The organism is Legionella quateirensis, from assembly GCF_001467955.1.
GTDB classification, from domain to species: Bacteria; Pseudomonadota; Gammaproteobacteria; order Legionellales; family Legionellaceae; genus Legionella; species Legionella quateirensis.
The window spans coordinates 257,448-270,576 of record NZ_LNYR01000006.1 but is presented as its reverse complement, the minus strand read 5'-3'; the positions used below and the strand labels follow the sequence as shown (position 1 = coordinate 270,576).

The window sequence follows — 13,129 nt, the reverse complement described above, 5'->3', positions numbered from 1 at the left end:
AGCCCTGTCTGAATACTTAGGTAGAGTATTAATTATGAATATATGGAAAACGACACGTGATAAATTGAATCATTATTTCTCTAAGAATAAACCATCAATTTCTTTTGTTCCCCCAGGACTTATTGAACCCCATGCTCATTTACTTAATCCTCTACCGAATAATAGATGCTTATATAAAATAACGAACATTGACTATCTCTTAAACTCAATCCTAGGAAATTATCTCTATTTCAATAATGTTTCTAGTTATAGTGACTTTCAATTAGCTGATATTAATGATGGTGCACAACTACCACTTGAGCGTCCAATTAACGCTAGTAGTTCATTCGAAACAGATCCTAAGTTTACAATGGAACATTATTACGATAATTCGCGTTCTCGAACTTATGCAAGTTGTTTTTCAATACAAAATTCAGAACACATTTGGGAAAATTATGGTAATCACAATCCTACAGCTAAAGTGGGGATTATTTTTGATTATACTAAACTTAAGACTATGCTAAATGCAGTTATGCTGTCGTCAAATACCCGATTATTAACTAATAATATTCCATGTATTCAATTTTTCTCAATTAATTATGGAATGATAAAATACGTTAATTGGCAACAAGCTATAAACGAGTCTGAATTTCTTAGAAATCCTATTGAATATGCATATATAAAGGATTTAGCATTTCAAGAAGAAAATGAATTTCGAATTACATTATCAGCGTTGGGTTTGGGTAATTTTACGCTAAATAATGGGGAAGTGTTGGATTTTACACAAAGACCTAGTCTTCATTTATACTTCAATCATTTAGCTGCCGCAGCTAATGGTACAATTATTGGTATCCAGTACTCGTATAATGGCAAAATTGAAAATTTTCAGAATCTGATTAGCGATTTTAGAATTTTTCCAACGTAGTAGGTACTTTTGTTTATAGGATAAATTTTTTAACTTAGTGACAATGGGGGTACATTTGGGGGTATATTTTTAATCGATTGAAAAATAAATATTTAAATACAACTACTTGATTAGCTAATTAAATAGCCGTTGCCCCACCATATAATTCATCGATTTTAAATATTATTAGCAGGTTGGATCTAGCCCCAATCTACTTGCTTCAGAAATTACAATTTTTAATGCCAAACAACATGCTATTTCAACAGAATCGACTACATCACAAATCATGGGGTTGTACGTAAAACGCTTTTGAGCGCGGTATTGCCCTTGAGCAATTAATTCTTGATGAAGATTTTAAAAGGGTGGAACGAAGACTGGCTTCGGAAAAGAAAAATCTTTGAAAGAGCCCTGATCTTTGTCGGCGATGTTAGAATAAATCCACTCATAACCTAGATTCAATTAACTATGTTTAAATTTAATTCGCTTAATCACAATGATTTAACTCTTATCTATCAGTGGTTTCAAGAGCCGTTTGTTAACCGATGGTACGCAAGAGGAAAACATTGGTCATTCGAAGCAATTAGAGAAAAATATGAGCCAAGAATCTTAGGCCAGGAAAATGTACCAAGCTTTATTATTTATAAGGACGAAATCCCTATTGGCTTCATTCAATACTACCAGTTTGAACATGGTTTTCCCGAAGGGATTTATGGGCGGCACAACTTACTCTTTAAACAATACAAACAAGCGGATTTGGTTGGGATTGATTTATTTATAGCTGAACAAAATATGCGTGGGAAAGGCTTTGGAGTTAAGATAATTAATCAATTTATCAAGGATTTTCTTATTGGTTTTTCTGCTGCAGTAGTTGACCCTCAGGCACTTAATAGTAACGCGATAAAGTGTTATGAACAATCTGGGTTTATGAAAACTTCATTTAGTGAAGACCCCAATTATTTAGTTATGGTTAAACAACTTATTAATCCTGAAGTTTTACGAGAAGTAAAAAATATACTGCAAACACGTTTTGAAACAGAACTAAATATTGAGTCAATAGATTTTTTAAGCGAACCTGAACGAAGAAATAGTGTTTTAAGAATAACACTTGAACGTACTAAAAATGGAGTTCCAGACAGTATTATCTTAAAACAATCTTTGCCAGAGCAATCCGATGCAGATGACAAAGAAGCTGATGCTCGATTTGCTCGTGACTGGGCTAGTCTTGAATTTCTGAGTAGTATTCCTCAACCGGCTCATAATGTTCCTAAATTTTATGGTGCAAGTAAACAACAACGTTTTATTCTTATTGAAGATTTAGGACAACAGCACGTTAGCCTTGTTGATTCTTTAACTGCTCCAGATCAAAAGAAAGCGATTGCTGCATTAACCCGGTTTATGAAGGCATTAGGCAGTTTTCATGCAACTACGTTTGGTCATACAGAACATTATGAAAAGCTCTTACACAGAATTCATGAAAATGCAGAAACCGTGCAAGAGGAACTTGATTTTATCTTAAAGGACTTGTTACCAAAACTTGAGTCAGCAAAGAAACAATTAAATGTACCTGTTACGCAGGCATTAATTGACGAAGCAAAAGATATCATTACAACCATGCTAAGCCCAAGCCCATTTACTGTTTTGACTCATGGTGATATTTGTCCTGATAATGTTTTTGACCATGAGGGCAAAGACCTTCAATTGATTGATTTTGAGTGGAGCTTTGTTCGTAATGCGTTGTTAGATGGCACTTATTTGCGCATGAGCATGCCTACCTGTTGGTGCGCTAAAGCAATCCCTCTTGATGTTATTGAATCCTTGGAGATCATTTACAGGGAAGAATTGAAACGTACCATTCCCGCGGCGAATGATGATGTGGCATATAACATCGCTTATACCAAAGCATGTGGTTTTTGGGTACTACAACAAACCTTACCTTATCTTGAAGGAATTCTACTTCAAGAAAGGATAGGACCATCAGGTCCTGTACCTGAAGGCTCCTTGTGGAAATCAGAAGATAATACCGTTAGACCACGCTTTTTATCACGTCTTCAATCTTTTGTGGATGTGGCAACCAAGAACAATACCCTCCCTCATTTAAAAGAAATGTCGAAGAATATACTCGTGGCTGTTGAAGCCAGATGGCCTGATACCATGCCGTTAGCGGTATATCCTGCATTTATGAATGAAATCCCATTGAGATAATGATGATGCATTTTAATCAAATTTTCGTAGTTAAAGAACACTTGAGAAAATGAAAAATGAACTGCTTTAACACCCCTAAATCAAGGAATTAATTTCAGTTTTCTTTGTCGGTTTCTATTGGTTCAATCATCACCTAAAACATGTCCAATGGTTTCATTAGTTATCTTGCTCTTTTTAAGTTCGATAACGTTATTTTCAATGGTTTTACAAATATCATTCAGGGGCAGATGACTCAAATTGTCAATTGAGAACGGGTTTTGTAGCTCGACTCCGATTTGATCTAATGAAAAAAGAGCATAGGCCACCAACGTCACTATGATCGGATTAATGTATACAGAGTAATTAACCAGGGCTATGGGGAGTATAAGCAGAAATAAAAGAATAAATCGGCGCGATTTGATTGCCATGACAAAAGGCATGGGTGTTTTTAATATCCGTTCGCACGCACCCTGGCAATCAAGAATCATCTCACGAATCTCCTCTGCTTTCAAAAAAGAAAACTGATTTAATTTGCCGTCTTCTTGCATTTGCGACAACAGCTCAGCGAACTTTGACGAGATGAAATTCGGTTGATGTTGCCAGCGCTGTAATTGAACATAAGTATCTTTATCCACTAGATGTTGTATTTCATCGGTCTTAGTGACTCCTCTCAGCTGATTTTTCATAAGATAGGGCATCGCTGCAATGAGGCCTAAACCATTATCTATCTCATCACGATTTGAATTTCGACTGTAATTGATGAAGATAATTGCCAAGTTTCTACTGCAATTAACCACTGTTCCCCAAAGTTTTCTTGCTTCCCACCAACGATCATACCCAGCATTAACACGAAAAACTAAAATTAAACCCATAATTACCCCAGCATACTCAAAGGGACTTATAGGAAGAGATAGGGAGGGAATAAATATACTGAGCAAAGAAATGAGACATGCATACATAAATGCGGCGAAAACCTTTTTCCATACTCTAGGCGAAACCGAACCATGAATAGCTAGTGCACAGTCTATGAAATTGGGGTATTCATATTGATTAATTGTTTTTTTATTTTCTGTCATGATACTTCTCACCTCATCTTGGTCCATAACTCCTGATTGAGGAACAGACGACAATTATTTATTTTTCTATAAGTTTCGTAATTTTATTGAAAGATCAGCAAATGGTAATTGATTTGTTGATAAGTCAGAAGCCAAATGATGTGACATTTTAGTTGATGAAATGGCTTCACTCCTCTTAATTTTAAAAAATTAAAAGATGATTAAATTTTTATAAGAGTTTTTAATAGGAAGGCCTCTTGATGAGGCCTTTTTATTCTTCAATACTAATCTCGATTTTTTTCTCAGCTGCGGCTTCTTTTTTAGGAATTCTAATTTCAAGAACCCCATGAGTATATCGAGCGGTGATTTTAGCATCATCAGCAGTTTGAGGCAGGCTAAAGCGACGATAAAACTGACCTTGAGTCCTCTCTCTTCGAGTATAACTTTGATGCTGCTCTGTTTTTTCAAATAGACGTTCGCCCTTTAAAGTGAGTACGTGTTGCTCTAAAGAAATGCTAATATCTTCTTTTTTCACACCAGGGATATCGGCAATGACTAAAAAGCAGTCTTTTTCTTCTGTAATGTCCACCAACGGTGACCAAGTGCCTGTTTCAATGTAGGATGAATCATCCTGCTTTTGAAGGTTAAAAAAATCATCAAACAATTGGCCCATATCACGGTACATGGGCATAGATCTTCTTAATGTGTTCATGCTGTCTCCTTAAAATATGTTTGTGGTTGATTTCCTAGATAAGGGTTTTTGAATAAAATTCAAGCCTGACATCTAAAAAAAATTGATGCTGATTTACTCTTAATGAATGGTTCTACGACTTTCTACTCGCTCCGAAGTCGAAGGATAAGTGGCAAACTGCTCGTCAATGATCGGTTGACGATAGAACAATATGGGCGAGCTCATGAGCAAGAAATACTGTGATTTCTTACTGAGTTAACTGTTCAAGTAAACCAGTAGTTACGGCAATGTTCGGATTGTGTAGATTTCGATCGACAGCAAAAGCATTTGGTGTTGCATTATTTTAAAAATACACTCTTGAAAATCAATTTTTTGTACCTACCTTATCAATACCATTAACTTTAGGAGGGTTTAACTTATTTTGTGATTTTTATGAACTTAGGTAACTAGAACTAAAACAGCTTAATTTTTGTTTATATTTTTTGCTTTTAATAAAAATAGAATTAAGAGGATTTAAACTATGTCAACAGTTCAAACAACAATCCGAGGTATTTCATCAACTCCAGCAATCAATTATTATGTTGATAGACAGTTCAAAAAATTGAAAAGAGCCTACAGCAAAATCAATAAATGCAAGGTGGTCGTTGATTTGGCAAAAAACAACACACACAAAGACAAACTGTATAGTGTGTGCATCGATATCACCATACCGGGTAAGGAGTTGGTGAGTAAAAAGCAAGACTCCAATTTATTTATTGCTATTCGTAATGGCTTTCTAGCTCTCGAGCAATTATTAGAGAAGCATCACAAAAAGAAATTATTCTTCAATAGAAACCAATCTGATTATTTGCGGCATTATAAAAGCGATGTCATGACTCAAGCCGTGTAAAGAATTCTTAATTGTATTTGTGTATCGAGACAGGGTCTGTAGTCATAGCCCCTGTTTCTAAAATGGTTCAATTAGTTATAGATTGATAGAGAAGGAGGATGTTATGAGAAAAGAATACGTTCTATTTTTATCGTGGGCACTTATCCTTAGCGCAATGATGTTCGTGGTAAATCCAACAGTTGCTAATCCGATACCCAAAAGTATGTATCAAAGCGCATCTCTATTGGATAACGATCCATTTTTTCAATCCGATGATGAGGTATTTAATCAATTCAAGACCATGCAACAGGCTATGGACAGGCTAATGCAGCATCAATTCAAACAATTTAATAACGCTTCATTAGGTTTTATGAACTCAAAAAGTACTTTAAATCCTTCACAAGACATTAAAATGGAGGAGCACAACAACGAACTTACTTACACGATCAAACAGCCCGAAGGCAGTGAAAGTAAAATCGATGTTTCTGTAAAAGATGGCTTAATGATTGTTAATACATTCCTCATCCAGAAAACAACACATAGTGAACATGGCAGTAAAAGCTATAGCTATTCTCAACGTAATTACACGCAGTCTTTTAAATTGCCAAGTGGTTATGATCCCAATTCAATGGATATGAAGTCCAAAAACTCGAATCTCATTGTTACCTTCAAAAAACACTATGTACCAAATTCTCTGAAGACCTAAGATCAATAGTACATCAAATGACATCGGTGCTATTAACCAGGAGAGGCACCGGTGTCTTGTCTTAAAATTTGGAAATAGCTGATTACCCCTTAACAATTATTTAAAAAATCACTCGTTATTCAATACCGATTGAGTGATTTTTTGAAAGACCTCTGCTGTTAATTTGTTCTCGTCATTACCATAAGGTTTTAGTACTTGCTCATAAGCTTTTTTACCCAATTGATTAATCACATTATTAAATTGAGCTATAGACATGTTCTCGACTTGTTTATTTTCTTTTGGCATTTTAGGTACTTGTCGTTTAGGACTATGTTGCTCATAAGCATAAGCCATTTCAATTAATGCGGATTCAGTATAGTGTTTACCAATCAGCTCGACTCCTATTGGCATGTCTTGGAAATATCCAATAATAAAAGCAATAGAAGGCATTCCTGAGTTTGATGAAACTGGAGCACGCCAGGTATTTATAGTATTGCCATCATAAGTTGCAATTCCTTGTGTTGAAATGGGTATGAGCAGGGCGTCCAACTGCTTTTCTTGCATCATTTTGTTCACATAGTCATTGTTTTTTAAAGCAATATTATGGGCAAGTTTGATTTCATGTACCGTTTGCTTTTCCATTTTTTTCATGAACTTCAAGCACTCATTAATTGTACCAAAATTACGAGTGCGGTTTGATTCGCATATATCACGGAAATTTGTTCTGGTTGCTGGGTAGCTGTTTAAGTACTTATTAATATCTTGAATTTCACCGGCTTGATTGTACTCACGATGTGTATCAAATCCATTTAACTTAATTTCAATAAAGCGTGCACCAAGATTTTGCATATCGGAGTATGCCTTTTGCATTATATTAAGAATGTGTTCAGGCATATCCTTAAATGTATCAACAGTACCAACTTGTCGCACAATACCGATTCGTTTATTTTGTAATCCATTTTTATTCAAATAAGCAGTGTAGCTTTGGGGGTGATTTATATTTTTGGCGTTCTTCTCTTCAGGATCTGGTTTGGCAATAACATCCAATAGAATTGCTAAATCTGAAACTGTTCTGGTCATCGGTCCTGCAACACCATCAATCTTTCCCATCGGAAACAAGCCTGATTGACTAATTAAACCGGTACTCGGCCGCATACCTATTAATCCATTAAATACAGCAGGAATACGTACAGAACCGCTATTATCTGATCCAATTCCTGCCATTGCAAAATTTGCACTTACTGCGGCAGCAGGGCCTCCGCTTGATCCTCCCGGATTTTTATCAGGATTATAAGCATTTCCTATTCGGCCATTACGACTACTGATACCCATCATGCCCCATGCAAATTCATCCATCCCACCTTTTCCCAGAATGATTGCACCTGCCTCTCGTAATTTTTGGCTTAAAAATGCGTCTTTTGAGGGTTGATTGCCTAGTAAAGCATAAGAGCCGGCAGTTGTTGTGGTATCAAATGAATCAATATTATCTTTTAAAATAATCGGGATGCAGTGCAATGGGCCAGATAGAGTGTTTGTTTTTTCAAAAAGATTATCCTTCTGTCGTGCGTCATCCAAAGCAGATCGATTAATTTCGGTTATAGCATTAATGGGAGGAGAATCAGTAACTGATAAATTAAATTTTTTAATTCGTTCAATGTAGGCAGTCACTAATTGCTCGCAAGTTAACTGATGTTCAGTTATTGCCTTGTGCACATCTGTAATGCTCGCTTCTTCCAGTTGAAAACCAAACACAGCGTGGGGTAATTGAAGCAGAATAAAGATCAGATGAATGAATTTCATGACTATTCCTTATGCAGTTTATTTGCATAATAATTGCAATATTTTGATAGATATAATCAGACCAGTTAAAGCTAAACTGGTCAAGAAAATTGACCCTCTCAATGACACACCATATCAAGAGTGACCATCTTTAATGAGCAAATGAAAAGACCTGAACCTATGCATCCAAAATGCAAGCTTAACAACTATATTTAAAAGCCAGGGTTGCACCTTGTAAAACTAAATCATTAGTATGGGTACCTGTGGCGTTATCAAAAACTTGAAATTGATTGAACCAATCGGAAATCTCATAACCAATTTTCATCGAGAAATTTTTATAATCAACATTGATACCAACAAGCCCTTGGAGAGCAATTGCTCCCAAATCTCGTTTTCCAACAATAACAGAGCCAATTTCTGCTGAATCATTACGGGTGAGCCTATCATAGATAGACCACTTGCCCCACATGTAGGAAGTAGCAACATGAGCAATCAGGCTGTATTGCAAATTATTCTTATTATAAAACGACCATTGACTTTCCAGTCCGATATTTGGCCCAAAGCCTGTGAAATTATTGGTTACCTGCTCTAAAACTGAGACTATACCCTGATAGCCGGTATTGATGCGTTGATTGATCGCGCCTCCTTTGAGTCCGATTAGAGGGTTCAGAACTAAGGATTCACCAACTTGAATGCTCTTATAGAGATCCAGATCAAATATATTGTAGTCAATCGTAAAATCGACTTGCGCTGATTGATAAAAAGTCTCGACAAATTTGCTCGGCATAAACGCAGAGATAACATTGTCATGAGTAGTTGATTTAGCTTGCACGTGGTATCGTGTATAAAATGCTTTGATATTCCAATCTTCTTTTTGTAGGCCTGCACCTACTCTAAATCCAGGCGCAAAATCAAAATCTATTGTTTTATAGGCGATAATTTGATTCGGCAACCTTAAGTTATTGGTCAAAGCCCAATCGACTGTTTCAGATGCTTGCCAGTATAAAGCATCAGCATAAAAATCAATTGCATAGGCAAATGAGGAAAAAAATAACCCTGTAACAATTATAAATTGATTGAAATACCGCATGTGGCACCTTGTAATGTCAAATCACCATGTATAGGAACTGCTTGGAAGATGGGTATCCTTAATTGGTTACTCCAAAATTGCATTTCATAACCCGCTTTAATTGTTACCTGGGCTTTTGCCTGGAAGGACCATTCCAGTCCCAAAAAACCGCGGGTCATAAATGAGCCCAGCATTGAGTTATTCATATTCGATGTGACCGTTTTTTCTGGAATAAAGCCTAACAGGGCTTGAGGTTGATGATAAACATCTTTTATATTCCAATGTCCCCACAAAAAGGCAGTTGCAAAATCACTACGGATATTAATGTTTTTATAAAGGTGCCATACACTGTCAATTCCAAAGCTTGGTCCAACTCCCCAAAAATTATTTTTTAAATGTTCTGTAGCGGAATATAAAGTGGTATTGAATAAGTTTTCTTGCCATGAGGAATTTATTGATTGATTAATGGTTCCACCTTTAATTCCTATAAATGGGCGCACAATTAGTGTATCAAGGGGATTAAATTTATGGCCTATTTCAGCATCGACCATATTCATGATTAATCTCCAGTTTAATTGAGCAGCATTGAAGACGTTTTGAACAGTAAATCCATTAAAAAATTCAGGTAGAATAATTTCGTTAGTATTGGCGGTTATTGCTTCACGTGCTTTATTAGAAAAGTAAGTCCAATATAATTTGGTATCAAATAATGCGGGTTGTTCGTATTGAATCCCCACTTTGACTCCAGGGCTCCAATTAAAATATACATTAGGTTCAGTATATATGTTTGATGGGCGAGGAGGAGGTGGTTCAGGGATTTGAATGGTCTGAACGTATGCCCAAGTTGATGTCGATTCTTGAGACGCATGCCAATAAAGAAGATCTTCAAAAAAAGTTAGTTCACCTGAGGCTGCGCTAAAGAAGCTTATGAAACTCAAAAAAGCGCATGTAATAATTTGTTGTTTTTTCATTATGAATCTTAATCAAAAGTGAATAAAAAATCTAAAACACCACCTTGTAGAAATAGAGAGTCATTCGTCTTCCCCATATCGAAAGTGTAATATCTCAACTGATTGAACCAAACTTGCCCTTCATAGCCCAGACGGATGTTCAAATGGGTATTATTTATTGCGCCTATCCATTCCATACCCAAATATCCTTTTGCCATTGGAGCTGCTGTTGTCAGGCTGTCATTAACGACCGTGATAGTTACCGGAGTATTATCGTAATAGACGTCTGCTAATTTCCAATGTCCGCCTAAAAACGCGCCTGAGAAATTACCAAGAAGATTTAATTGATGATTAGCTGGTTCAAATAAATGCCACGTGGTATCCAAACCGAATGATGGTCCTAATCCTTTAAAATTGTTGGTCATCTGTTCCGTTGCTGATGAGAACGTTGTTATTCGTGTAGGGTTAGGATTTGCGTTTGTGGTTGGTTCGTAGGGCTCTTGCCAGGTTGTATTAATATTCTGATTTATAACAGCTGCTTTAAGCCCAACAAATGGACGAAGATTTAGAATACTGTTAATTTTAACTGTTCGGCCAAGCTCTAGATCAAGGGTATCATACACTACATTCCACTGTATTCCTGCTTGATGATAATAGGGTCCTGAAATGCCATCGCCTGCAGCATTGTTGGCATAAAAATTACCCGCGAAGGCTGAGTGAATTTCTCCTGAATTGATGCTTGCCTGATTAACCCCTTTGGTTTTATATCCTGTGTAATAAAGCTGAATATTCCAGGGATTTTCAGTGGTGTTGTTATAGCCTATCCCTATTCTAAATCCAGTATCCCACTTGAAGGGAACATCTAAAAATTGTATTTGTTCATTAACATCCTTTGGCTTAAGAATTTGAGCCCAATTATCATCACTTACTTCCCGTATTTGCCACGTTAACAAATCTAAAAAAACAAAAGTAGAGTTAGACGATTGAGTAGAGGGAAGTGAAGCGTTATTTGTATTTTGAATACCAAAAACTTGACTCGAAGCACAAAGTAATAATAGCAAAAATCCTTTTTTCAAATACCTTCTCCAATGACAGTATTTTTTTCTTAAAAAATTTGGTGAAATTTACTGGAAATATTCATTGATGTCCAGATTTGGTTATGAGATAAAATTCATTAAAAAAGAAGTGTTTATTCTGTTAATAGGTGGGTTATGGATCTGAACCTGCGATGCTTATGAACTTTTCGCTAGCAATCTGGTTTGTTCCGGATTGCTGGCGGTCAGGAGAGCAGTTTATTTTGGTGAATAACTGGATTGTTGTTCATCGAGTAGTGTATCTATGTTATTTCTATATGAACTTTTCAGGCTTGATGATCGTTGCATTTCTTCTTGCCACTGAGTTTGCGATATAGATCCATCCTTTAACTGTTGTGATAGCAACGCCTCTTGAGCAGATAGATTCATTATGGCTTTATCTAAGTCTTGTGGTGTAATCCCATTTTTTGTGCTTTTTGAAAACATAGTGCTCTCTTTTGGTGTTGTGGGTGAGTATATTACCTTTAGTCCTTTTTAAGATCAATGTGAAAAATTCTGAATGTCTTCAGTTCGTTAAAAGATCTCATTATTCAATTGGAGTTAAAATTGATTATGATTTGTGAAGGCCCTTTGTGGTGACATCGGAATCATGGGGTACTATGAGGGGGGGCCGAGTAAAGTATCCATCACTTTAGATGCATCGGGCAAGTTATAATCAAAACAGGTTTGCATGTTTTTTTTCAGTGCGCTCGGTAAGCTATTCCCTTCAAATTGAATACCAAGACCATCTATTTTGATAAGGGTTTTTTCCATACCTATTATAGAGGATTGTGGCGTCGTTATAGTCACTTCGGTATTTATTCCTTTGAGTAACATGGTCATTACTTGAGGCAGCGGACATGCTTCATAAATCATGTTGCCAGAAAGGTCTGTTAGCAAATCATTTGGCAGAGTCATTTGCATATTAATGGGTGACTCTCCTGCGAGAGTGATAGTGGCATGCAGTGTTGCAGTGGGAAAGACAATCTGGATTGGCGCGATGCTTAATTGATGCTTTTCTGCGTTGAGAGTGGCATTTATTTGGGTAGGTAAATGCATTTTTGGTATTGATATCAATTGTGCAATTATCTCCGGGTTTTTTATTGCTATATGGGTTTGCATCTGGAAGCTGTTTGCGATGGTATTGGTCGTTAAAAAGAGTTCATTTCGAGCAAAGTTAATGTGTGCCATTAGCATGGGGTAGCTTGAATTTAACTTGAGCGTAACTGTTGCATTGATGGGTTCATCCCACCAGCTACCTGATATAGTAACAACATGCTCGGAGTTATTTGTTAAAGAATTATCGTATTGAATGCTGTTTAAATAAATTGGTTGACTCGTTTGCGAGGGCGAATAATTGATTTGCAGGTTTGTTAATTCAATTTTATCCAGTGAAAAAAAAGACGCTTCCTGAGTCGTTGTCTCCTGAGTTGTTATAATTTCTTTGCGGGGTTCGGGTTTCTTTTCTTCCGGTTCGGCCGTTTTTGTATTTTCTTTCCATTTTATCTGAGGAATATTATAAAGATTAATAAAGCCATCATTGATGGACAATTTCGATATATGCAGTTTTTTATTAAATAATTGCCAAAAAGAAATTTTAACGGATACCTCATCTATTTTGATAATGGACTTATTGTTTTGATTGAATTCAAAATTATTGATACTTAATTTTATGGACGGGAACAAACGAACATGCGCATAAAAAGTAACAGCACCCTTTTGATTATTAAATTGAGGAACAATGGTATTGGCGATAAAAAGATTGGCAAGATAGGTCAATATGTAATTAATTAAAAATATAAGGAACACGACTATGCTAATCAATATTAAAATTATTTTTCCTTTTGAGGATTGAGTATCAGTCATCAGTTCTCTAATTTTATATTGGTCATCAC

12 protein-coding genes and 1 pseudogene are annotated in these 13,129 nt (G+C 36.1%); 4 read left to right on the top strand and 9 right to left on the bottom strand.

All coding sequences use genetic code 11. From position 1 onward, the window contains the following. The first annotated feature begins 34 nt into the window (after positions 1-34). Together Lqua_RS18470 and Lqua_RS17705 are read left to right on the top strand one after the other, a co-directional pair. Positions 35-904: a hypothetical protein gene (locus Lqua_RS18470; RefSeq protein ID WP_058472912.1), complete on the top strand. Its 870-nt coding sequence runs from the start codon at positions 35-37 to the stop codon at positions 902-904. A 444-nt stretch (positions 905-1,348) separates the two neighbouring features. Beyond that, a complete protein-coding gene (locus Lqua_RS17705; protein WP_065240144.1) occupies positions 1,349-3,085 on the top strand; it encodes a GNAT family N-acetyltransferase in 1,737 nt (578 codons plus the stop codon). A 122-nt stretch (positions 3,086-3,207) separates the two neighbouring features. On the opposite strand, the gene Lqua_RS03630 is transcribed toward Lqua_RS17705, so the two are convergent. The 3 genes and pseudogenes from Lqua_RS03630 to Lqua_RS19000 form a co-directional block, all read right to left on the bottom strand. Beyond that, on the bottom strand, positions 3,208-4,140 hold the full coding sequence (locus Lqua_RS03630) for a bestrophin family protein (RefSeq protein ID WP_058473081.1): 933 nt from the start codon (positions 4,138-4,140) through the stop codon (positions 3,208-3,210). 250 nt (positions 4,141-4,390) lie between these two features. Further along, positions 4,391-4,831 (bottom strand): Hsp20/alpha crystallin family protein, encoded by a 441-nt coding sequence (locus Lqua_RS03625; RefSeq protein ID WP_058472911.1) that lies wholly within the window; start codon positions 4,829-4,831, stop codon positions 4,391-4,393. 229 nt (positions 4,832-5,060) lie between these two features. Continuing rightward, positions 5,061-5,153 (bottom strand): annotated as a pseudogene (locus tag Lqua_RS19000) (protease HtpX); the annotation flags it as partial. A 177-nt stretch (positions 5,154-5,330) separates the two neighbouring features. Between Lqua_RS19000 and hpf the strand changes: the two are divergent. Continuing rightward, positions 5,331-5,699, top strand: coding sequence for a ribosome hibernation-promoting factor, HPF/YfiA family (gene hpf / locus Lqua_RS03620; protein WP_058472910.1), 369 nt, complete (start codon positions 5,331-5,333; stop codon positions 5,697-5,699). Positions 5,700-5,802: 103 nt separating this feature from the next. Beyond that, a complete protein-coding gene (locus Lqua_RS03615) occupies positions 5,803-6,384 on the top strand; it encodes an Hsp20 family protein (RefSeq protein ID WP_058472909.1) in 582 nt (193 codons plus the stop codon). Between the two features lie 108 nt (positions 6,385-6,492). Here Lqua_RS03615 and Lqua_RS03610 read toward each other — a convergent pair whose 3' ends face one another. The 6 genes from Lqua_RS03610 to Lqua_RS03585 form a co-directional block, all read right to left on the bottom strand. After that, positions 6,493-8,163 (bottom strand): amidase, encoded by a 1,671-nt coding sequence (locus Lqua_RS03610; protein ID WP_058472908.1) that lies wholly within the window; start codon positions 8,161-8,163, stop codon positions 6,493-6,495. Positions 8,164-8,341: 178 nt separating this feature from the next. Next, positions 8,342-9,232, bottom strand: a complete 891-nt coding sequence (locus Lqua_RS03605; RefSeq protein WP_058472907.1) for an Lpg1974 family pore-forming outer membrane protein — start codon at positions 9,230-9,232, stop codon at positions 8,342-8,344. Continuing rightward, positions 9,208-10,182 carry an Lpg1974 family pore-forming outer membrane protein gene (locus tag Lqua_RS03600; RefSeq protein ID WP_058472906.1) on the bottom strand — a complete coding sequence of 325 codons (975 nt, stop codon included), beginning with the start codon at positions 10,180-10,182 and terminating at the stop codon, positions 9,208-9,210. The genes Lqua_RS03605 and Lqua_RS03600 overlap by 25 nt, the downstream gene beginning before the upstream one ends. Before the next feature lie 8 nt (positions 10,183-10,190). Further along, a complete protein-coding gene (locus Lqua_RS03595) occupies positions 10,191-11,237 on the bottom strand; it encodes an Lpg1974 family pore-forming outer membrane protein (protein WP_058472905.1) in 1,047 nt (348 codons plus the stop codon). Between the two features lie 216 nt (positions 11,238-11,453). Beyond that, positions 11,454-11,681 (bottom strand): hypothetical protein, encoded by a 228-nt coding sequence (locus Lqua_RS03590; RefSeq protein WP_058472904.1) that lies wholly within the window; start codon positions 11,679-11,681, stop codon positions 11,454-11,456. Positions 11,682-11,852: 171 nt separating this feature from the next. Then, complete coding sequence (locus Lqua_RS03585; protein WP_058472903.1) at positions 11,853-13,100, bottom strand: AsmA family protein; 1,248 nt, start codon at positions 13,098-13,100, stop codon at positions 11,853-11,855. Between the last annotated feature and the right edge of the window lie 29 nt (positions 13,101-13,129).